Origin of the sequence: Nocardioides alkalitolerans (assembly GCA_038184435.1) — a bacterium.
Classification (GTDB): Bacteria; Actinomycetota; Actinomycetes; order Propionibacteriales; family Nocardioidaceae; genus Nocardioides; species Nocardioides alkalitolerans_A.
The window spans coordinates 2,851,958-2,873,002 of record CP116227.1 but is presented as its reverse complement, the minus strand read 5'-3'; the positions used below and the strand labels follow the sequence as shown (position 1 = coordinate 2,873,002).

Genomic DNA, 21,045 nt, shown 5'->3' with positions numbered 1-21,045 from the left:
CCGCGGCGTGGCGCTGCTGGGCACCGCGGTGATGGCGACGACCGTGCTGGCCGGGTGCGGCAGCGACTCCGACGACTCCGGGGACTCGGGGGACTCCGGCGACTCCTCGTCCTTCGTCGACCAGGACGCGCAGGCGATCATGGACGCCGCCGAGCAGGCGACGAAGAACGCCTCGTCGTTCCGCATCGTCGGCGAGATGCAGTCCGACGGCTCCGAGGCGTCGCTCGACCTCGTGCTCGCCACGGACGGGTGCGAGGGCACGGTCGGCATCGACGGCAGCGACGTCGAGGTGCTGAAGATCGGCGACGAGGGGTGGTACCGCCCCACCGCCGACTTCTGGCGCGCCCAGCTCGGCGGCGCCGGCATGGACGACGCCACCCTGGACCAGCTGCTCAGCCAGGTCGAGGGCAAGTGGATCACCGACGAAGAGGGCAGCTTCGACGACTTCTGCACCATCGAGTCGTTCTTCGACGACGCCGACGACGCCGATGACGACGACGACAACAGCGAGGCCACCAAGGGCGACGTCGAGGACATCGACGGCGTCGAGGCCATCGCCATCGACCACGAGAGCGACGGGACGCCGGCGACCCTGTGGGTCGCGGTCGACGAGCCGCACTACGCGGTACGCGTCGACGGTGGCGACGAGGGCTCGTTCGACCTCACCGACTTCGACGAGGAGGTCTCGTTCGAGGCCCCGGCCGACGCCGACGTGGTCGACCTGAACTCCCTCATGGGCTGAGTCCCCCCACGCGACGACGGCCCGGCACCCCGAGGGGTGCCGGGCCGTCGTGCGTCCGCGGGTCGGCGTCGTCTCAGTCGTCGGCGAGCGCCGCGATGCTGGCGGCCACCGAGTGGTCGACCTCGGTCTCGTCCGTGGCCTGCTGCTCGCGCAGCACGATGACGCTGCGGGAGGCGAGCGGCAGCTCGGCGCCCGGGGCGTGGGTCGAGTCGTCGGCCAGCTTGCCCGCCGTGTCGATGACGACGTCCCAGCCCTCGGCGTACTCCGCCGGCGGCAGCGTCACGGTGCAGTCGCCGTCAGCGTTGAAGTAGAGCAGGAAGTGGTCGTCGACGATGGTCTGGCCGCGCTGGTCCTTGCCGGCGATGCCGCGGCCGTTGAGGTACATGCCGAGCGCCTGGGCCGCGGCGCCCTCGCCGTCCGTCCAGTCGCCGTCCTCCATCGGACGGCCGTCGAGGTGCAGCCACACGATGTCGTTGAGACGGTCGCCCTCCTCCCCGGGGAGCGGGGTGCGCACCGTGTTGCCGGTGAAGAACCGCTTGCGGCGGAACGTCGGGTGCGCCCGCCGCAACCGTGCGACGGCGGCGGTGAACTCCACGAGGGGCCGGTCGGCGGCGTCCCAGTGCACCCAGGCGATCTCGGAGTCCTGGGCGTAGGTGTTGTTGTTGCCGCCCTGGGTGCGCCCCAGCTCGTCGCCGTGCAGCAGCATCGGCACGCCCTGGCTGAGCAGCAGCGTGGCGATGAGGTTGCGCTGGTCGCGCGCCCGCAGGGCGAGCACGTCCGGGTCGTCGGTCTCGCCCTCCACGCCGTGGTTCCACGAGCGGTTGTGGCTCTCGCCGTCGTTGCCGTCCTCGCCGTTGGCCTCGTTGTGCTTCTCGTTGTAGGAGACGAGGTCCCGCATCGTGAAGCCGTCGTGGGCGGTGATGAAGTTGATGCTCGCGAACGGGCGCCGCCCCGAGTTCTCGTAGAGGTCGCTGGAGCCCGCGAGCCGCGACGCGAAGTCGCCCAGGATGTGCTCCCCGCGCCAGAAGTCGCGCACCGTGTCGCGGTACTTGCCGTTCCACTCCGTCCACTGCGGGGGGAACCCGCCGACCTGGTAGCCGCCGGGACCGACGTCCCACGGCTCGGCGATGAGCTTCACCTGGCTCACCACCGGGTCCTGCTGCACGAGCTCGAAGAACGTCGCGAGCCGGTCCACGTCGTAGAACTCGCGGGCCAGCGTCGAGGCGAGGTCGAAGCGGAACCCGTCGACGTGCATCTCGGTGACCCAGTAGCGCAGCGAGTCCATGATGAGCTGCAGCGAGTGGGGGTGCCGCACGTTGAGGCTGTTGCCCGTGCCGGTGTAGTCCATGTAGTAGTGCTGGTCGTCCTCGACCAGGCGGTAGTACGCCGGGTTGTCGATGCCCTTGAAGCTGAGCGTCGGCCCGAGGTGGTTGCCCTCGGCGGTGTGGTTGTAGACCACGTCGAGGATGACCTCGATCCCCGCCTCGTGCATCGCCTTCACCATCGACTTGAACTCCTGCACCTGCTGTCCCTCGCCGTTGGCGGCGTAGGAGGCGTGGGGCGCGAAGAACCCGATGGTGTTGTAGCCCCAGTAGTTGCGCAGGCCCTTCTCGAGCAGGGTGTTGTCCTGCACGAACTGGTGCACCGGCATGAGCTCGATCGCCGTGATGCCCAGCTTGGTGAGGTGCTCCGTGACCGCCGGGTGCGCGAGCGCCGCGTAGGTGCCCCGGATGTCCTCGGGCACGTCGGGGTGCAGCTGCGTGAGGCCCTTGACGTGCGCCTCGTAGATCACGCTCTCTTCGTACGGCGTGCGCGGACGCCGGTCGCCCTCCCAGTCGAAGAAGGGGTTGATGACGACGCTGTGCATCATGTGCGGCCCGGAGTCGTCGTCGTTGCGCGTGTCCTCCTCGCCGAAGACGTAGGAGAACAGCGCCGGGTCCCAGTCGATGTCGCGGCTCGTCGCCTTCGCGTACGGGTCGAGGAGCAGCTTGGCGGGGTTGCACCGCAGTCCGTTCGCCGGGTCCCACGGGCCGTGCACGCGGTAGCCGTAGTGCTGCCCCGGCTGCACCGTCGGCAGGTAGGCGTGCCACACGAACGCGTCCACCTCGGTGAGCTCGATGCGGTTCTCGGTGAAGCCCCCGTCCGGATCGGGGTCGAGGAGGCAGAGCTCCACGCGCTCCGCCACCTCGCTGAACAGTGCGAAGTTGGTGCCGCTTCCGTCGAACGTCGCGCCCAACGGGTACGCCGTGCCTGGCCAGACCTCCACGAGGTGCCCTCCCTGATCGTCGGTGTCGTCCCCATTAGAGGCAGGGCTCCGAAACGCGGTGCCCACGCGGCGTGGCGCTCACCCTTTCACGGGTGCACCTTGGCCAAATCTTGAAGATCCAACCCTTGAAATTGCGGAACCCTAGAGACGCGACCCGCATTCGTGCTTATGATCCCGACAGGCTGGGATGGGTTCCCCGGCCTGCCGATCCGACCGTCAGGGGAGCACGACATGACCGAGATCCAGAACGACGGACGGCGCCTCGTCAGCCGCCGCGCCGTCACCCGCACCGCCGCCTGGTCCGTCCCGGCCGTCGCCGTCGTGTCCGCGGCGCCGGCGTTCGCCGCGTCCGGGCCGACCGACGTCGGTGCCTACTCCGTGAACGGGTCCTGCGGCACGCTCGGCGTGATCGGCCCCGGCTTCATCATCACGGCCGGCCCCGAGCCGCTGCCCGTCGGCAGCATGATCGAGATCGTCGGCACGGGCGTCGCCAACATCGGGGTCTTCTCCTCGACGTCGCCGATCGCGATCGACGTGGTGAACCCGACGACGCGGCGCGGCACGCTGACCGCGCCGCTCCCGGCCAACGCGACCTTGGAGCTGCGGACGACCCTGTCGATCACGGTCGCGTTCACCCTGAGCGCCACGACCGCCCTGCCCACCGGTTACACGGCGACCGGGGCCAAGACCAGTGCCGGCGTGACCAGCACGCTGGTCCTCTGCTCGGCGACCTGACCGCCCGCGGGATGTCGGCCTGCCCCCTGCGGCCCAGGTGAAGGTAAAGATTCGTCAGATCCTCACCTTCTTGGGTGTTGTTGCTCCATCGTGAACCCGTCCGGTCCGTTTCTTCCTAGGGTGCCGGGCAAGGTCCCGCGGAGGGGTTCCGGCAGGCAACGACTTCAGGGGAGCACATGACCGACATCCGTGAGTCCGAGCCGCGCTCGGGGCTTGTCAGCCGCCGCACCATCGCCCGCACCGCTGCGTGGTCGGTGCCCGCCGTCGCCGTCGTGGCCGCCGCGCCGCCGGCGTCGGCGTCGGTCAGCACGTCGAGCGTCGCCCTGACCGGCAACGTCACCAGCCTCCTGGCGCTGCGGGTGCTCAGCTCGCAGACCGTCCTGACGGCGAGGGCTCCCGTGACGGTGCCGACGGCGCTGACCATCACGAACGGTCCGGGTGCCCTCAACGAGACCGCCACCGTGACCGTCGTCGTGGGGCGGCCCGCCGGGGTGAACATCACGGTCGGACGTGCCCACGGCTTCGGTGTCGACCAGTTCAACGGGGTGGCGACGAGCGCGGGTCAGCGCACGGCGACCTACGTCAACAACCTGGGTTTCCCCGCCACCCAGTTCACGACGACCCTGCCGGTCGCGCTGCCGTCCAACGGCAGCGTGGACGTGCCGATCGTGTGGGGGTTGGCAGGGAGCCGGGCGGGGCTGTCCATCGACGTCGCCGCCACCTTCCCGGTCACCGTGAGCGTCGTCTTCGCGAGCGTCACCCGCACCGCGACCTCTGCCATCACGGTCCCGGCCGGAGCCGGCATCTTCTGAGCACCGCACTGCACGTCGCGACCGCCAGCACCCTCTGGGGGGTGCTGGCGGTCGCTGCGTGCGCGAAGCTGCGCGACCCCGACGCTGCGCGCGCCGGGTGGCGCTCCCTCGCGCCGGCGGTGTGGCGGGAGTGGCGGGCCGCGCCGTACGCCCTGGCCGGACTGGAGCTGGTCCTCGCCGTCGGGCTCCTGCTGCCCGGTGTGCTCGCCAAGGTGGCCGCCGCCGGTGCGGTGGTGTTGTTCATCGTCTTCACGGTGGCGCTCGCCCGCGCCGTGCGACGGGACGACGGCGCCTCCTGCGGGTGCTTCGGAGCGTGGTCGACCGAGCCCGTGACCGGGTTGGCCGTCGCCCGCACCGCCGGGCTCGCGGTGCTGGCCGTCGTCACGCTCGTGGTGGGGGAGGGCGGGCTCGTCCGGGCCGTGGCCCGCGACGCCACACCCGACGTCGTCACCGGTCTGGTCGGCGCCGCGCTCCTCGGCCTCGTCCTCGTGCTGACCACGGCGCTCGGCGTCGCCCGCGCGCGGGCATCCGGTGCGCCGGCCACGACGGTCCCGAGCGGGGCTGCCGACGCGGCGTACCCCGTCGACGAGAACGGGATCCCCGACCGGACCGGCGCCCCCGTCCCCGACGTCGAGGTCGTGCTCGCGGGCGGGCAGGTGCGGAGCCTGCGGCACCTGACCGGGGACGGCGGCCTGCTGCTCGTGCTCGCCAGTCCGACGTGCGAGACGTGCCGCGAGGTGCTGGCCGAGCTGCCCGCGTGGCAGGAGGGCCTCGGATGCGGGGCACGGATCCTCGTCGTCACCTCGGCGGACCGTGACGCCGTGCTGCGCGACTTCCCGGACCTGGAGCCGATGCTGGCGCTCGGCGCGGCCGGGGTGGCCGCGGCGCTCGACGTGCCGGGCACGCCCGCCGCGGTGCTCGTCGGGGTCGACGGTCGGGTCGCGACCCGGGTGGCCGCGGGCGTGGACGAGGTGTTCGGCCTGCTCGCCGGCACGCTCGCGGCGGTCGAGGAGGCCGGTCGGTAGGTCGCGTCGTGTGACCAGCGCCTCATCCACGCCGCTGATGACAGCCGAGTTACCGATAGGTAGCCTCACGCCTCGTGAAGCGCGAGATCTACGACGAGGACCACGAGGCGTTCCGCAGTTCGGTGCGGGAGTTCCTGGAGCGTTCGGTCATCCCCGAGGTGGAGGCGTACGCGGAGAAGAAGGGCATCCCGCGCGAGTTCTGGCTCGAGGCCGGCAAGCAGGGGTTCCTCGGCCTGGAGATCCCGGAGGAGTACGGCGGCGCGGGCGCCGGCGACTACCGCTTCAATGCCGTCATGGGCGAGGAGCTGAGCAAGGTCAACGCCGCGCTCGGCTCGTGCTGGGGCATCCATGCCGACATCACGGCGCCCTACATCGTCGCGCTGGGCACCGAGGAGCAGAAGCAGCGCTGGCTGCCGGGTGTCGCCGCGGGCGAGATCCTCCTCGCGATCGGCATGACCGAGCCGTCCGGCGGCTCGGACCTGGCCGCGCTCAAGACGACCGCCGTGCGCGACGGCGACGAGTGGGTCATCAACGGTTCCAAGACCTTCATCACCAACGGCTACTCCGCCGACATCGTGCTGACCGCCGTGCGCACCAGCCCGGAGAAGAAGGCCAAGGGCATCACCCTCTTCGCGATCCCGGCGACGGCGGAGGGCTTCAGTCGCGGCCGCAAGCTCGACAAGGTCGGGCAGGACGAGTCGGACACGGCCGAGCTGTTCTTCGAGAACGTCCGCCTCGGCGACGACCACATCGTCGGCGAGCTCGACGGCGGCTTCATCCACATGATGCAGAAGCTGCCGCAGGAGCGCCTCGGCTGCGCCGTCTCCAACATCGCGCACGCGAAGCAGATCCTGCTGGAGACGATCCAGTACGCGAAGGACCGCAAGGCGTTCGGCCAGTCGATCGGCCAGTTCCAGCACTCGAAGTTCCTGCTGGCGGAGCTCGTGACCAAGATCGAGGTCAGCGAGGCGTTCCTCGACCAGTGCGTCGTCGCCCACGCGAAGGGGGAGCTCACCCCGGTCGACGCCGCCAAGGCGAAGTGGTGGACGAGCGAGATCCAGAACGACGTGCTCGACCACTGCGTGCAGCTCCACGGCGGCTACGGCTTCATGAACGAGTACCGCGTGGCGCGGGCCTGGCGCGACGCCCGCGTCTCGAAGATCTGGGCCGGGTCGAACGAGATCATGAAGGAGCTGATCGGGCGCGAGCTGGGCTTCTGAGCCCCTGGCCTCACCCCAAAGAAGTCAGCATTTGCAAAGACTTCAGGAAGTCGCGCCGTACGTCGTCGGCTGTGCCTAGGTTCTCCCCAACATCGACGCATGCTCTGGGGAGCATCCATGCACGAGGACGGTCAGCCGTGAACGAGTCGCCCCGCACCATCTCCCGTCGCTCCGTCACGCGCGCCGCCGCGTGGTCGGTGCCCGCCGTCGCCGTCGTGGCGGCGGCTCCGGCCTTCGCCGCGTCGGGCACGACCGACATCGGTGCCTTCACGCTCAACGGCTCGTGCGGGACGCTCGGCGTCCTGGGGCCGGGCTTCACGCTGACCGCCGGGCCGGCTGCGGTGCCGGCCGGCACCACGGTGCTCGTCAACGGCACCGGTGTGGCCAACATCGGTGTCTGGTCCGTCAGCGGTGGCACCGCCAGCGTCGCCGTCCTCAGCGGCACGAGCCGCCTGATCACCCTGACCAGCGCACTGCCGCCGGCGGCCACCATGGCCTTCCGCACCACGCTGTCGATCACGGTCGCCTTCACCCTGAACGCCACCGTGACCCTCCCCACCGGCTACGTGGGCACCGGCGGCAAGCCCGCCGGCAGCGTCACCTCGACCCTGGTGCTCTGCACCACCACCTGATCGGCGTCGAGCGGGCCGTCGACACCGACTGGGGTGGTGTCGGCCGAAACCCACGTGCGCCGCGTGACCACCGGTCCTACGCTCGCCGGTGATGCGCCTCTTCACCGCCGTCCTCCCGCCCGACGACGTGGCGGACCACCTCGACGCGTTCCTCGACGTACGGCGCGCGGCCGCCGATCTCCGGTGGGCTCGCGCCGACGCGTTCCACCTCACGCTCGCCTTCGCTGCGGAGGTCGAGGAGTGGCGCCTCGACGAGGTGCTCGAGCGGACCGCGGAGGCCGCGGCGCGCCGTACGCCCTTCGACCTCCGCCTCGCCGGCGGGGGAGCGTTCCCCCACCCCGACGCCGGGAAGGTGCTGTGGGTCGGCGCCCCGGCGTCGGCCGACGACGAGCTGGAGGCGCTGGCGCGGGGCGCGCGGGCGGCGTACGCGACCGCGGGCGTGCCGGTCGATGGCGCCCGCTTCCGTCCCCACGTCACCGTGGCCAGGTCGGGGCGACCCGTGCAGCTGAGCGACTGGGTGAAGCTGCTCGACGCCTACGCAGGCGCGTCGTGGACGGTGGACGAGGTCGCGGTCGTCGCCTCCCACCTCGGCGAGGGTGCGGGTCGGCGTCCCCGGCACGAGGTGCTCGCGACCGTCGCCCTCGGAGGCCACTAGTCTGAGCGCCCATGAGCGCTCCTGACTCCCCCGCGAAGCGGACCGTCCTCGCCCAGGTCAACGAGAAGGCCATCGTGCGCGGCGAGGTGACGCTGAGCTCCGGGGCGACGGCGGACTACTACGTCGACATGCGGCGCGTCACCCTCGACGCGGCAGCGGCCCCGGCGATCGGCCGGACCATGCTGGAGCTGACGGCGGACTGGGAGTACGACGCGGTCGGCGGCCTCACGCTCGGCGCCGACCCCGTGGCGACCGCGATGCTGCACCAGGCGGCGGCGGACGGTCGCGTGCTCGACGCCTTCGTCGTGCGCAAGGCGCAGAAGGTGCACGGCCTGCAGAAGCTGGTCGAGGGCCCGCCCGTGAAGGGCCGTCGCGTGCTGGCGGTCGACGACACCTCCACGACGGGCGGCTCCGTGCTCGAGGCCGTCGCCGCCCTGCGCGCCGAGGGTGCGGAGGTCGTCGGCGTCGCCGTCATCGTCGACCGTGACACCGGGGCGGCGGAGCGGGTCGAGGAGCAGGGCGTGCCCTACCGGTACGCCGTCGGCAAGGCCGAGCTCGACATCTGAGCCGGCCCGGGCCCGGGCGCGGCGGCGGCTGCCGGGGACGACGGGCCCGCTGGCTATCCTCACCGGGTGATCCCGACCAGCATCCTGCCTGGCCTGACCGTGCTCGCCGCGAGCGATCCCCACGACCCGAACGACCTGACCGGCTTCGCCGGGTGGGCCGTCGACCTCATGGAGAAGATCGGCCCGATCGGCGCCGGCATCGCGATCGCGCTCGAGAACCTCTTCCCGCCGCTGCCCAGCGAGGTCATCCTGCCCCTCGCCGGCTTCACGGCGGCGCAGGGCGAGTTCACGGTCGTGGAGGCGATCCTGTGGACGACGGTTGGGTCGGTGGTCGGGGCGATCGTCCTCTACTACCTGGGCGTCGTCTTCGGCCGTGAGCGCATGTACTGGATCTGGGAGCGCATGCCCCTCGTCAAGACCGAGGACCTCGAGCGCACCGAGGCGTGGTTCGCCAAGCACGGCCGCAAGGCGGTGTTCTTCGGGCGGATGCTGCCGATCTTCCGGAGCCTCATCTCCGTGCCGGCGGGCATCGAGCGGATGCCCGTCGGGATCTTCGTCGTGCTCACCACGCTGGGCAGCCTGATCTGGAACACCATCTGGGTCATGGCCGGCTACCTCGCCGGCGACCAGTGGTACCGCATCGAGCCCTACATGGGCGTCGTCCAGAAGGTCGTCATCGCCGCGGTCGTGCTCTTCGTCGCCTGGTTCGTCCTGTTCCGCGTGCGGCAGATCCGTCGCTCGCGCCACCACCGCAACCCCCACGACCCCGACGCGGTCGAGGAGGCGTGAGCCCGTCGTGACGGAGGGGTACGACGCGGGCGGGCGCGCGCCGTACGACCCCATGCCCCACGGCCCGGCCGAGGTCGGGGTGGGGCCGTGGGAGGGGCCGTGGCCCGCGGGGGAGCAGTACGACCCGGAGCTCCTCGCGGCGGGGGACCGGCGCAACGTGGTGGACCGGTACCGCTACTGGCGGCTCGAGGCGATCGTCGCGGACCTCGACACGCGGCGGCACGGCTTCCACGTCGCCATCGAGAACTGGCAGCACGACTTCAACATCGGCACGATCGTGCGCACGGCGAACGCCTTCCTCGCGGCCGAGGTGCACATCGTCGGCAACCGTCGCTGGAACCGGCGGGGGGCGATGGTGACGGACCGCTACCAGCACGTCCGCCACCACGCCTCGGTGCCCGAGCTGGCGGACTACCTGCACGCCCGGCCGGCGCCCGTGCGGCTGCTCGGCATCGACAACCTGCCGGGCTCGGCCCACCTCGAGACGATGGCCGTGCCCCACGACGTCTGCTTCCTCTTCGGGCAGGAGGGCCCGGGCCTCTCCGAGCAGGCCCGCGCGGTGTGCGACGGCACCTTCTCGATCGCCCAGTTCGGCTCGACCCGCTCGATCAACGCGAGCTCGGCGGCCGCCATCGCGATGCACGCGTGGGTGCGTACCCACGCCGACCTCGGCGCCGACCCGGTCTGGCGCGGCTAGACGCGCGCGCCGCGTCCGGGCATCAGGGCGCGGGCGGCCCGGACCCCCGACGCTCGACGTAGGTCGCCGCGTTGGCCAGCACCTCGGCGAGCTCGTCGTCGGTGACCTCGCGGCGCACCTTGGCGGGCAGCCCGAGCACGAGCGACCGCGGCGGCACCTCCACGCCGGCCGCGACGACCGCCCCGGCGCCGATGATCGTGCCGCTGCCGATCCGGGCACCGTTCATCACGATCGCGCCCATGCCGACGAGCACGTCGTCGTCGACGGTGCAGCCGTGCAGCACGGCGCGGTGACCCACCGAGACGCCTGCCCCGACACGGAGCGGGAAGCCCGGATCGGCGTGCAGCACGCAGCCGTCCTGCACGTTCGAGCGCGCACCCACCGTGATGCTGTCCCCGTCGCCGCGCAGGACCGCTGCGTACCAGACCGAAGCCTCGGGACCCACGCTCACGTCGCCCACCACGACCGCCCCGGGAGCGATCCAGGCCGACGGATCGACGGTCGGACGGCTCATCGTGCTCCTCCTCGGGTCGCCCGCTCCAGCAGGACGAGGACGTTGGCGTAGTCGCGCCCGGTGGCGCGGGACATGCCGATCTCGCAGGTGCGGTTGCAGGAGGCGTGCAGCTCGGCGCCGTACGCCACCACCTCCCCGGCCTGGCGGGCGGTGGCGCTCGCGGTCAGCTCGGGGTGGAGGAGTCCGCGGTCCCCGGCGAACGCGCAGCAGCCCCACGAGGGCGGGACGAACACCTCCCGCGCCACCGCCGCCGCGAGGGCGCGCAGGTCGGCGTCGGAGCCGGCCCGTGTGGAGGCGCAGGTGGGGTGCAGTGCCAGCCGGTCGGCGATCGGCACCGGCGCGAGGCGCGGCAGCAGCACCCGGGCGGCGAAGGGGACGGCGTCCTCGACGAGCAGGCCGCGGCCCGCGAGCGTCTTCGCCAGCCCCTCGGTGCACGAGGCCGAGTCGGTGACGATCGGCACGTCGTCGCCGGCCAGCCCGCGCAGCGCGCCCTCGAGGCGGTCGGCCATCACGGCGTTGCCGTCGACGAGGCCCTTGGAGCTCCACGGCATGCCGCAGCACAGCGCGTCGGCGGCCTCGGGCACGACCACCCGCACGCCGGCCCGCTCGCACAGCGCCAGGAACGCCTGGTGGGCGGCGACGCCGTCGCTGCCGAACATCGCGCCGGTGCAGCTCGGGAGCAGCACCACCTCGGCCGTACCCTCCGTGGGTGCGTCGGCACGGGCGGTCGGCACCGGACGTCGTCGCTCGCCGCCGCCGGGCAGGTCGCGCGCGTACTGGGGCACCACGTCGGGGTCGAGCAGCCGCCGCGCCCCGCGCGCGGCGGCCTCGGTCAGCCCCGGCGCGCGGCGGGCCGCGGAGAGACCGACCGAGGCCGCACGGGTCGCCCCGGCCCAGTGCCGCGCGGCGGTCCGACCAGCCCCGCGCGCGAGCGGGCCCTGGCCCTCGGCCCGCAGCCGGCGCACCAGCTGGCCGGTGTCGATGTCGACCGGGCAGGCCGTCTGGCACATCGAGTCGACCGCACACGTCTGCACGCCGGCGTACTCGTAGTCCTCGGCGAGCGCGTCGGCACGAGCGGTCGCCTCCGGTGTGCCCTCGGCGCGCAGCGCCGCCTCGGCCCGGCGCGCGACGATGCGCTGCCGCGGCGTGAGGGTGAGGTCGCGGCTCGGGCAGACGGGCTCGCAGAAGCCGCACTCGACGCAGCGATCGACCTCGGCCTCGACGCGTGGTGCGGTCTTCAGGTCGCGCAGGTGGGCGCGGGGGTCGTCGCTCATGATGACGCCCGGGTTGAGCACGCCGGTGGGGTCGCACAGCGCCTTGACCTGGCGCATGACGTCGTAGAGCGCGTCGCCGTACTGGCGGCGGACGTAGGCGGCCATCACCCGGCCGGTGCCGTGCTCCGCCTTCAAGGTGCCACCACGGGCCAGCACCACGTCGACCATGTCGTCGGTGAACCGCTCGTAGCGCAGTCGGCCGTCCTCGGTGCCGAAGTCCTCCGTCACCATGAAGTGGATGTTGCCGTCCTTCGCGTGACCGAACACGACGGCGTCGTCGTAGCCGTGGCGTGCGAAGACCTCGCCGAGGTCGTGGCAGGTCGCCGTCAGGTCGCGCACCGGGACGGCGACGTCCTCCAGCAGCGCCGTGGTGCCTGCCCGGCGGGCGCCCGCGACGGCGGCGTACAGACCCTTGCGCACGTGCCAGAGGTCGGCGCGACGGGCGGGATCCCCGGTGAGCGGGTCTCCGCCGACGCCGGCGCCGAGCACGGGAGCCCCGGCGCGCACGAGGGCGGCCAGCTCGTCGGCGTCCTGTGCCTGGTACTCCACGAGCAGCGCGGCGTGACGCTCGAGCCGCAGGTCCCGCAGCCCCGGGGTCGCCCGGGCGTCGCGAGCGGCGACGAGCAGCGAGCGGGTGTCGAGCAGCTCGATCGCGGCGGCCCCCGAGGCGACCAGGTCGGGCAGCACGTCGGTCGCCCGGGAGACGTCGTCGAGCACCAGCAGGCCGGTGGCTGCGTGGGGCCGCAGCGGCACGGTGCGGAAGGTCGCCGACGCGATGAACGCGAGCGTCCCCTCCGACCCGACCACCAGGTGGGTGAGGATCTGCGCCGGTTCGTCGTGGTCGAGCAGGGCGTTGACCCCGTAGCCCATCGTGTTCTTGACGGAGAACTGGCGCTCGATCTCGGCGCGCATCGCCGGGTCCGCGCGCACCAGGTCGCGCAGCCGTGCGAGGCCGGCGTGGAGCGCGGGCTCGTCGTGCCGCAGCCGCGCATCGGCGTCGGGCTCCGCGGTGTCGACGACCGTGCCGCTGGGCAGCACCACGCGCAGCGAGTCGAGCGTGTGGTAGCTGCTGCCCGCGATGCCGCAGCTCATGCCGCTGGAGTTGTCGGCGACGACGCCGCCGATCGTGCAGGCCGCCTCGCTCGCGGGGTCGGGGCCGAGCGCGCGACCGTGGCGCCGCAGGACGGCGTTGACGGCGCGCACGGTCGTGCCCGGTGCCGTGCGCACGCGTGCGCCGTCGTCGAGCACCTCGACACCGGTGAACCCCCGACGCACGTCCACGAGCACGCCGCGCGTGCCGGCCTGGCCCGACAGGCTCGTGCCGCCGGCGCGGAAGGTGACCGGGAGGCCCGCCGCGGTGCAGGCAGCCAGCACCCGGGCCACGTCGCGCTCACCGCCGGCGACCACGTGCGCGGCGGGCTCGAGCAGGTAGTGCGACGCGTCGCTGGCCGCGACCGCCAGGTCGAGCGGACGGTCGCGGACGGCCTCGGCCGGCACGCCGCGCTCCTCGAGCACGCGGCGGACGTCGCGGACCCCGGACGTGGTGACCTGCGTGGCACTCACGCCGTCCGCCCACCGGCCACGAGGGCGAGCTCGAAGGTCATCGCCACCGGGTTGAGCCCCGGGAGCAGGCCGCCGGTGTGCACGCGGCCGTGCCGGTCGACGAGCGTGGCCACGAGCCGTGCGGTCGTGCGGCCCGCCTCGCGCTCGACGGTGCCCTCGATCGTCATCACCTCGGTCGCCGGACCGTCGACCTCGATCGTGGTGCCGTCGGGTCCTCGCAGCCGCCCGCCCACCAGCGAGCCGATCTGGCCGACGACCTCGGCCGACGCCCACCCCTGCTCGTCGACGATCCGCTCGACCGCTCCCACCAGGTCGACGTTGGGACGCACGCGGCACACCACGGCCGACCGCGCCCCTGCGGCCCCACCGGTGGGACCGGTGGGACCGGTGGGTACGCCGTCGGGCGCCTCGCGGACGGACGTGCGCCGCGGCACGAACAGGTTCATCGTGGTCTCCGGATCGGCCTGCACCTCGATGACGACCTCGGGGTCGGCCCACACCCGCGCGGTGACGCCCGGGCCGAGCACGACGGAGTCGGGGACCAGGTGCCCGGCCGCCTCGACGCCCTCGGCGTCGACGAAGCGCGCGTGGCTGTGCGAGAACACGGCGCCGTCACGGAGCCCGAGCGTGAGGCCGCCGCGGACCAGGCGTGCCGGACCCCGACACGTGCGGGGGGCGCTGAAGTCGGCCACCGGTCCTCCGGGAGCGCCCACGTCGGGCACGAAGTAGGAGAAGGCGGCGAGCTCGCCGCCGTGGAGCTCACCGACGGCCGAGGACGCGCCGATCTCGTCGAGCAGCGCTCCCAGCGCCTCCAGCAGGCGGGCCCCGGCGGGCAGCTCGACCTCGTGGCTGCGGAGCCGGGCCGGGACGACCACCAGGCGCTCGTCCGCCGCCTCGCCCGGGTGCTCGAGCACCGGGGCGGCGTCGAGGGGCGTCACCGCACGGCTCCTGCGGGCCACCGACCGGCGTCCGCGAGCAGCTGCCGCAGCACCGGCGTGGTCACCTTGCCGTAGGCCGTCGTCGGCAGCCTGTCGACCAGGTGCACCACCTTCGGCGCCTTGTAGCGGGCCATGTTCTCGCGGCACCACGCCAGCAGCTGCTCGGCGGAGAGGCCGTCGTCGACGACCGCGACGGCGTAGCCGACCTCGCCCCAGTCGGCGTCGGGGGCGCCGACGACCCCCACGGCCTGCACCTGCGGGTGGGTGAGGATCTTCTCCTCGACCTCGCGCGGGTCGATGTTCGAGCCCCCCGAGATGTACATGTCGGAGGCGCGGCCCGTGATGAAGAGCATGCCGCGCTCGTCGAGCACGCCGAGGTCGCCCGTGCGGAACCAGCCGTCGCGGAACGAGCGGGCGTTGGCCTCGTCGTTGGACAGGTAACCGGTGAAGACCGCGGGGCCCACCACGCAGATCTCACCGCGCTCGCCCGGCGGCAGCTCGTTGCCGTCGGGGTCCTGGATCGAGATGGTCATGGCGGTGCGGGCGTGGCCCGCCGTCACGATCCCGTCGAGGGTGGGGACGTCGGCGTGCGCCTCGGGGGGCAGCACGGTGATCGCGCCGGTGACCTCGCAGAGTCCGTAGTACTGCACGACGACCGGGCCGAGGACCTCGAAGGCCCGGGCCTGGTCGCGACGCGTGATCGGGGCGCCGGCGTAGACCACGTGGCGCAGCGACGAGGTGTCGACGCCCTCGTCGACACCGGCCACCAGACGGTTGAGGATGGTGGGCACCGTGAACAGCGTCGAGACGCGGTGACGCGCGACGAGCTCCCACGCCTGGGCCACGTCGAGCGAGTCCCCGGGCAGCAGCACGGTCGCCGCGCCGCGGGCCACGTGCGCCAGCACGTGCACGCCGGCGCCGTGCGAGAGCGGTGCGAGCACGAGGGTCGCGTCGTCCTCACCCAGGCCCGGCATCAGGTCGGCGATGTGGTTGTTGACCACGAAGCCCATCTGGTCGTGCGTCAGGACGGCCGCCTTGGGCCGTCCCGAGCTGCCGGAGGTGAAGAAGAACCACGCCGGCTCGCCACGCGACACGACGACGTCGGCCACCCGCTCGCCGCGGTGGGCCTCGACGAGGTCGTCCACCTGCGGCAGGCCGGCGAGGACGGACGCGGGAGGGAGGGAGTCGGCGAGCACCCAGGCCGGCACCGACGCCAGGGCGGCGACGTGCGCCTCCGCACCCGGCTCCACGACGAGCAGGTCGGGCTCGACCACCTCGGCCAGCCGTACGACCTCGGCTGCGGTGAGCTTGCAGTTCGTCGGGGTGATCACCGCGCCCACGCGCCAGGTGGCGACGAGGACGGTGAGGTAGTCGCGGGCGTTCGCCGAGTGGAGCATGACCACGTCGCCGGGACCGATGCCCTGCTCGCGCAGGGCCGCGGCGAGGGCGTCGACGCGCACGTCGAGCTCGCGCCAGGTCCAGCGGACGTCGTCCCGCACGAGCGCGGTGCCCTCCGGCAGCCGCGCCGCCGTGCTGCGCAACAGGTGGGCGAGGTTGCTGGTGCGCTGCGGCAGGGAGGGCAGCGCCCGGCGACCTCGGGTCGGGGTGGGACGGGTCAGGGTGCTCACCAGGCCTCCAGGATGCTCGCGTAGTTGGCGACGGCAGCGCCGCCCATGTTGAAGACGCCGGCCAGGTCGGCGCGGGGCAGCTGCATGTCGCCCGCCTCTCCGCTGACCTGCATGGCGGCGATGGCGTGCATCGAGACACCGGTCGCCCCGATCGGGTGCCCCTTCGCCTTGAGCCCGCCCGACCGGTTCACCGGCAGCGCTCCGTCGGCCTCGGTGAGGCCCTCCGCGAGCACCCGGGCCCCCTGGCCGCGGTCGGCGAGCCCGAACGCCTCGTACTGCAGCAGCTCCGCGATGGTGAAGCAGTCGTGGGTCTCGATCAGGTCGAGGTCACGGGTCTCGATGCCGGCGGCCGACGTCGCGGCGCTCCACGCGCGGCGTACGCCGGCGAACTCCAGCGGGTCGCGACGCGAGAGCGGCAGCGCGTCGTTGGCGTGGGCGCGCGCCCGGAAGCGCACGCGGCGCGGTGCGGAGGCCGCGGCGTCGTCGGCGACGACGACGAGCGCGGCGGCGCCGTCCGAGATCAGCGAGCAGTCGGTACGGCGCAGCGGCGGCGCGACCAGCGGGTTGCGTTCCGAGACCGTCGAGCAGAGCTCGAGCCCCAGGTCCTTGCGGATCTGCGCGTAGGGATTGGTGACGCCGTTGCGGTGGTTCTTGGCCGCGATGCGTGCCATCGCGTCGGACGGGTCGCCGTGGCGCTCCGCGTACGCGCTGGCGATCTGCGCGAAGACCCCGGCGAAACCGCCGTCGACGTCGGACTCCTCGGGGCCATAGCAGCCCGAGAGCAGGATCTCGCCCGCCCGGGACGTCGGCACGCCGGTCATCTTCTCGGCCCCCACGACGACCGCGACCCGGCCGCGCCCCGACTCGACGTGGTCGAGCGCGGCGTAGAGGGCCGCGGAGCCGGTGGCGCAGGCGTTCTCGAGCCGGGTCGCCGGGGTGGAGGCCAGGTCCGGCACGCCGACGCCGACGAGCGCCCCCTGGAAGTCCTGGGTCGAGAAGCCGTTGTTGTAGACGCCGACGAACAGGGCGTCGACGTCGGCGGTCTCGACCTGCGCGTGCCGCAGGGCGTCGGGCACGACCTCGCTCATCAGGGTGGTGGTGTCGGGCGCCTCCAGGCGCCCGAACCGGCTGTGGCTCCAGCCGATGATCGATGCCGACGTCATGTCGCTCCTTCGTCGCTCCGGCGCCGCCGCTCGGACGGGCGACGGACGGGGACCACGGTCCGCGCTCGTGGGCTGCCTCACAACCAGCGCCTGCCGAGGGCGGCCGATCCGTCTTCCGACAGATGTCGAGTCGGCCCGGATTCCGACATCCGCAGGAGAAGGCGACGCCCGATCCCGCGCGTCGTCGGTACCTCGCGCCGCCCGCGCCGGGCAGCGTGGCGGGCAGCACATCCGCCGCGTCCGACATCGGTCGGAGCACCCCGAGGAGCCCCATGCGTGCAGTCATCAAGGCCGTCGACGGACCGGGCTGCGCCCTGGTCAACGACCGGCCGGAAGCGGAGCTGAGCCCCGGCGAGGTGCGGATCGAGGTCGCCGCGACCTCCGTCTGCGGCACCGACGCGAGCATCCACGCCCACGGGCCCGCCGCCCGGGCCCTGGGTCTCCGTCTGCCGGTGACGATGGGGCACGAGGTCGCCGGCACGGTGGTCGAGGTCGGGCCGCACACCGACGGGCCGGCCGTGGGCACCCGGGTCGGGGTCGAGACCCACCTCGCCTGCGGGCGTTGCTGGGCCTGCCGGGACGGTGCGGGTCACAACTGCGTCGCCCTGTCGCTGCTCGGCGTGGACGTCGACGGGGCGTTCGCCGAGCGGGTCGTCGTGCCGGCCGCGATGTGCTTCGAGATCCCCGACGAGATGACCTTCGCGAGCGCCGCGCTCCTCGAGCCGGCCGGCAGCGCCATGCACGCCGTGCTGCGCTGCGCCCGACCGCTCGCCGGCGCCAGCGTGCTCGTCTCGGGTGCGGGCCCCGTGGGGCTGGTGCAGGCTGAGATCGCCGTCGCGCTGGGCGCGCGCTGCGTCGTCGTGAGCGAGCCCAACCCGCTGCGACGCCGGCTCGCCGCCGAGCGGGGCGCGGTCGCCGTCGACGTCGACGCCGACCCGGTCGAGGTCGCCGATGCTCGCACCCGGCACCGCGGCGGTTTCGACGTCGCCTTCGAGTGCTCCGGCGTGCTGCCCGCCCTGACGGCGGTCGTCGACCACGTGCGCAACGAGGGCACCGTGATGATCGTGGGCCTGGCGCCCGGCGAGCTGCCGGTGCCGGTCACCCGCACCTTCATCACCCGCGGGCTCACCCTGCGCGGCAGCTGGGGCCGCTCGATCTGGCGCACCTGGGAGGAGCTGTCGTCGCTCGTCGTCGCCGGACACGTCGACCTCGACCGCCTGGTCACCCACCGGCTGCCGCTCAGCGGTCTGCCCGATGCGCTCGACCTGATGCGCGGCGACGCGGGCAAGGTGCTGCTGCTGCCCTCCCTGCCCGACGCCGATCGGGCCGTCACCACCGCCGAGGCGCTCGCGGGTGCGACGACGACGGCCTCGGGCGCCCGGGAGCCAGCCGGGGTCTAGCCTGCGACGGTGACGCCACTCGTGCAGCAACGGATCGACGAGCTCAGCACCCGCCTGGGCCGTTCGGTCGTGCTCAACGACCCCGACATCCGCCTGCTCGTCGCCAGCAAGCACTTCGGCGACGAGGACCAGGTGCGGGTGCGGGCGGTCCTGCACCGCGACGCCGGCAGCGCACCGATCGGCTACCTCCTCAGCCACGGCATCGCCCGGTGGTCCCGCGCCGGCTGGGTGCCGCCCTCCGTCGAGCACGACCTGCTCGGCCGCCTGGTCGCGCCCGTGCGCCACGAGGGCGAGCTGCTCGGGTTCGTCGTCGTCATCGACGACCGCTCGCTCAGCCCCGACGAGGTCGTGCTGGTCGAGGGGCTGGCCCGGGACGTCGGGGCCCTCGTGGTCGCCGAGCGGCACGCCTCCGACGAGCGCGCGCAGCGCCTCGAGCAGCTGGTGCTGGGCTGGTCCTCCACCGATCCGGAGGCGCGCGCCGAGGCGGTCGGGGGTCTGCGCGAGCTCGGTGCGCTGCCTGTCGACCGACACCTGCGGGTGCTCGCGATCCAGGTCGCGGCGCTCCCCGGGGTGGAGCAGGACCAGGTCGACCTGGCGTTGCGTCACGCGCTCGACGCCGCGGCCGCGCCGCCGCGCACGACGCGCCGCACCGCTGTCGTCGACCGTCGGGCGACCTGCGTGCTCGCGTCGCCGACGACGCTCTCGGACGAGGCGGCGGGCACGTTCGCGGAGCGCCTGCTGGCCGAGCTGGACGCGTTCTCCGGCGGCTCGTTCGAGGTGCGGGTCGGCATCGGGCCCGGCGTCGACGACGTCGAGACCGCCTGGGTCTCCGCACGTCGTGCCCGGCTCGCCTGCCGCGCGGTGCCGGTGCTCGGCGGTGCCCGGACGGTGCTCTGGGAGCGGCTCGGACCGCTCGACACCCTGCTGCGGATCCCGGCCGACGAGCTCGACCCCACCGTGGTGCCCGACGAGCTCGAGCGGCTGGTCGCAGCGGACCCCCAGGGCCGCCTGCTCGAGACGCTCGCCGCCTTCCTCGCCCACGGCGGTTCCGGCGGCAGCACCTCGGACGCCCTGAGCGTGCACCGCACGACCCTGTACTACCGCCTCGACCGCATCCGCGAGATCACCGGGCTCGACCTCGACGACGGCGAGGTGCGGGTGCGCCTGCACGTCGGCATGCTCGTGCGCCGACTTCTCGACGCACGAGCCGCCGGTCGCTGACCGCGGGTGCGGTCGGCGCCGGCGGCACGCGGGGACGGGGCCCGGGGGCGCTCAGGCTGGTTGCTCGCTGCGGGCGCCGGGCTCGTCGGTCGGCAGCAGCGTCTTGTGCAGCAGGTAGTGCTCCTCCTGCTCGGGCGAGACGCCCCGGCGTTCCTGCCACCGGCTGATCGCGACCACCACGAACGGGATCAGCACGGCCGTCACCACGACGGCGGAGGCGACCTGCGTGGTGGCCACCGCCTGGACGCCGGCGTAGCTGGGGTCGGCGAGGGCCACCGCGGCCGGGGTCGCGATCGCGTTGCCGGCGGTGGTCGCCTCGCAGGCGCCGCCGATGAGGTTGCGGGCCGGCTTGGGGTGCCGTCGCACGACGTGCCAGGCCTGGAGGGCCAGCATCGCCATGCCGCCGGAGAGCACGATCGTCATGATGCCGAGCAGGATGCCGACGGCACCGGCGGTGACGAAGACGCCGAGGTCGATGCCGGCGCCGATCGCGAACAGGGCGAACGGCAGGATGATCTTCTCGCCGGGCGCGAGGAACTCGCGGACGATCGAGCTGAGGTTGCCCAGCACGAACCCGATGAGGATCGGCAGGAACACCGCGAGCAGCGCCATCGGCGAGAAGTCGGCCAGGCCCGCGGCGCCCAGGGCGATCAACGTGAGCAGCGGGCCGTCGTTGATGGACAGCATGGCGACGGCGCCCTTGTCGGACTTGTTGCCGAACTGGCCGGTGAGCGCGATGTAGAGGGCGCCGTTGGAGTTGCCCATCGCGGCGATGATCGCCAGCGGCACGAGGCCGAACAGGGTGCCTTCCGGCGTCAGGTAGGCGACTCCCAGGCCGACGGCGATCGCCGCGGCGTACTTGCCGAGCAGCATCACGATGCCCTTCTCCACCGAGGCGCCCAGCGACTTCACCTGGATCTGGGAGCCCATCACGAAGAAGAACATCGCGATGAGCGGGACGGCGCCGTCGCGGAACAGGGCCGTGGTGAAGCTGCCGATCTCGAGCACCTCGGGCACGAAGGTGTTGATCAGCGCCGCGAGGAAGAGCGGAATGATGAGCAGGGCACCCGGCAGCCGGCCGAGCGTGCGGAGGACGTTGTCCACGGGGCGTTCCCTTCGAGAGGTGCGGGCGAACAGGAGCGCCGCGCTATGACAGCCGTCACGCTAGGGATCGCGTGTGGTGCCCGACACGGACCGATGCGGAA

At 73.1% G+C, this 21,045-nt stretch carries 19 protein-coding genes; 12 read left to right on the top strand and 7 right to left on the bottom strand.

Features of this window, described 5'->3' with window-relative positions:
• The first annotated feature begins 7 nt into the window (after positions 1–7).
• Positions 8–742 (top strand): hypothetical protein, encoded by a 735-nt coding sequence (locus tag PIR53_13685; protein WZH51063.1) that lies wholly within the window; start codon positions 8–10, stop codon positions 740–742.
• Between the two features lie 73 nt (positions 743–815).
• Here PIR53_13685 and glgX read toward each other — a convergent pair whose 3' ends face one another.
• Complete coding sequence (gene glgX / locus PIR53_13680; GenBank protein WZH51062.1) at positions 816–3,008, bottom strand: glycogen debranching protein GlgX; 2,193 nt, start codon at positions 3,006–3,008, stop codon at positions 816–818.
• A gap of 231 nt (positions 3,009–3,239) precedes the next feature.
• Between glgX and PIR53_13675 the strand changes: the two genes are divergently transcribed.
• The 9 genes from PIR53_13675 to PIR53_13635 all read left to right on the top strand — a co-directional run bounded on the left by PIR53_13675 (position 3,240) and on the right by PIR53_13635 (position 10,139).
• On the top strand, positions 3,240–3,743 hold the full coding sequence (locus PIR53_13675) for a hypothetical protein (protein WZH51061.1): 504 nt from the start codon (positions 3,240–3,242) through the stop codon (positions 3,741–3,743).
• A 176-nt stretch (positions 3,744–3,919) separates the two neighbouring features.
• Complete coding sequence (locus tag PIR53_13670; protein ID WZH51060.1) at positions 3,920–4,555, top strand: hypothetical protein; 636 nt, start codon at positions 3,920–3,922, stop codon at positions 4,553–4,555.
• 41 nt (positions 4,556–4,596) lie between these two features.
• Positions 4,597–5,580: a hypothetical protein gene (locus tag PIR53_13665; protein ID WZH51059.1), complete on the top strand. Its 984-nt coding sequence runs from the start codon at positions 4,597–4,599 to the stop codon at positions 5,578–5,580.
• 74 nt (positions 5,581–5,654) lie between these two features.
• Positions 5,655–6,800 carry an acyl-CoA dehydrogenase family protein gene (locus PIR53_13660; GenBank protein WZH51058.1) on the top strand — a complete coding sequence of 382 codons (1,146 nt, stop codon included), beginning with the start codon at positions 5,655–5,657 and terminating at the stop codon, positions 6,798–6,800.
• A gap of 137 nt (positions 6,801–6,937) precedes the next feature.
• A complete protein-coding gene (locus tag PIR53_13655) occupies positions 6,938–7,432 on the top strand; it encodes a hypothetical protein (GenBank protein WZH51057.1) in 495 nt (164 codons plus the stop codon).
• Positions 7,433–7,523: 91 nt separating this feature from the next.
• Complete coding sequence (thpR, locus tag PIR53_13650) at positions 7,524–8,087, top strand: RNA 2',3'-cyclic phosphodiesterase (GenBank protein ID WZH51056.1); 564 nt, start codon at positions 7,524–7,526, stop codon at positions 8,085–8,087.
• Positions 8,088–8,098: 11 nt separating this feature from the next.
• A complete protein-coding gene (gene pyrE, locus PIR53_13645; GenBank protein ID WZH51055.1) occupies positions 8,099–8,653 on the top strand; it encodes an orotate phosphoribosyltransferase in 555 nt (184 codons plus the stop codon).
• A 66-nt stretch (positions 8,654–8,719) separates the two neighbouring features.
• Positions 8,720–9,442 (top strand): DedA family protein, encoded by a 723-nt coding sequence (locus PIR53_13640; GenBank protein WZH51054.1) that lies wholly within the window; start codon positions 8,720–8,722, stop codon positions 9,440–9,442.
• A 52-nt stretch (positions 9,443–9,494) separates the two neighbouring features.
• The gene (locus PIR53_13635) at positions 9,495–10,139 is read left to right on the top strand and encodes a TrmH family RNA methyltransferase (GenBank protein ID WZH54458.1); all 645 of its coding nucleotides are present in this window, start codon (positions 9,495–9,497) and stop codon (positions 10,137–10,139) included.
• A gap of 22 nt (positions 10,140–10,161) precedes the next feature.
• On the opposite strand, the gene PIR53_13630 is transcribed toward PIR53_13635, so the two are convergent.
• The 5 genes from PIR53_13630 to PIR53_13610 are packed head-to-tail and all read right to left on the bottom strand — an operon-like array spanning position 10,162 to position 17,219.
• Complete coding sequence (locus PIR53_13630; GenBank protein WZH51053.1) at positions 10,162–10,653, bottom strand: gamma carbonic anhydrase family protein; 492 nt, start codon at positions 10,651–10,653, stop codon at positions 10,162–10,164.
• The gene (locus PIR53_13625) at positions 10,650–13,490 is read right to left on the bottom strand and encodes an FAD-binding and (Fe-S)-binding domain-containing protein (protein ID WZH51052.1); all 2,841 of its coding nucleotides are present in this window, start codon (positions 13,488–13,490) and stop codon (positions 10,650–10,652) included. The genes PIR53_13630 and PIR53_13625 overlap by 4 nt, the downstream gene beginning before the upstream one ends.
• Positions 13,487–14,428: a DUF296 domain-containing protein gene (locus PIR53_13620; GenBank protein ID WZH51051.1), complete on the bottom strand. Its 942-nt coding sequence runs from the start codon at positions 14,426–14,428 to the stop codon at positions 13,487–13,489. The genes PIR53_13625 and PIR53_13620 overlap by 4 nt, the downstream gene beginning before the upstream one ends.
• Positions 14,425–16,056, bottom strand: coding sequence for an AMP-binding protein (locus PIR53_13615; protein ID WZH51050.1), 1,632 nt, complete (start codon positions 16,054–16,056; stop codon positions 14,425–14,427). The genes PIR53_13620 and PIR53_13615 overlap by 4 nt, the downstream gene beginning before the upstream one ends.
• On the bottom strand, positions 16,053–17,219 hold the full coding sequence (locus PIR53_13610; GenBank protein WZH51049.1) for an acetyl-CoA acetyltransferase: 1,167 nt from the start codon (positions 17,217–17,219) through the stop codon (positions 16,053–16,055). The genes PIR53_13615 and PIR53_13610 overlap by 4 nt, the downstream gene beginning before the upstream one ends.
• A 272-nt stretch (positions 17,220–17,491) precedes the next feature.
• On the opposite strand from PIR53_13610, the gene PIR53_13605 reads away from it, so the two are divergent.
• Both PIR53_13605 and PIR53_13600 read left to right on the top strand, forming a co-directional pair.
• Positions 17,492–18,619: an alcohol dehydrogenase catalytic domain-containing protein gene (locus PIR53_13605; protein ID WZH51048.1), complete on the top strand. Its 1,128-nt coding sequence runs from the start codon at positions 17,492–17,494 to the stop codon at positions 18,617–18,619.
• A gap of 9 nt (positions 18,620–18,628) precedes the next feature.
• Entirely contained in the window at positions 18,629–19,840 is a 1,212-nt protein-coding gene (locus tag PIR53_13600; protein ID WZH51047.1) for a helix-turn-helix domain-containing protein, read from the top strand.
• A gap of 51 nt (positions 19,841–19,891) precedes the next feature.
• Here PIR53_13600 and PIR53_13595 read toward each other — a convergent pair whose 3' ends face one another.
• Positions 19,892–20,944 carry a 2-keto-3-deoxygluconate permease gene (locus PIR53_13595; GenBank protein WZH51046.1) on the bottom strand — a complete coding sequence of 351 codons (1,053 nt, stop codon included), beginning with the start codon at positions 20,942–20,944 and terminating at the stop codon, positions 19,892–19,894.
• Positions 20,945–21,045: the final 101 nt, after the last annotated feature.

Excerpts from the sequence above, each read along its gene's own strand:
- PIR53_13675 (WZH51061.1), top strand. The coding sequence starts at position 3,240 with ATGACCGAGATCCAGAACGACGGACGGCGCCTCGTCAGCCGCCGCGCC.
- PIR53_13670 (WZH51060.1), top strand. The coding sequence starts at position 3,920 with ATGACCGACATCCGTGAGTCCGAGCCGCGCTCGGGGCTTGTCAGCCGC.
- thpR (WZH51056.1), top strand. The coding sequence starts at position 7,524 with ATGCGCCTCTTCACCGCCGTCCTCCCGCCCGACGACGTGGCGGACCAC.
- pyrE (WZH51055.1), top strand. The coding sequence starts at position 8,099 with ATGAGCGCTCCTGACTCCCCCGCGAAGCGGACCGTCCTCGCCCAGGTC.
- PIR53_13635 (WZH54458.1), top strand. The coding sequence starts at position 9,495 with ATGCCCCACGGCCCGGCCGAGGTCGGGGTGGGGCCGTGGGAGGGGCCG.
- PIR53_13630 (WZH51053.1), bottom strand. The coding sequence starts at position 10,653 with ATGAGCCGTCCGACCGTCGATCCGTCGGCCTGGATCGCTCCCGGGGCG.
- PIR53_13610 (WZH51049.1), bottom strand. The coding sequence starts at position 17,219 with ATGACGTCGGCATCGATCATCGGCTGGAGCCACAGCCGGTTCGGGCGC.
- PIR53_13605 (WZH51048.1), top strand. The coding sequence starts at position 17,492 with ATGCGTGCAGTCATCAAGGCCGTCGACGGACCGGGCTGCGCCCTGGTC.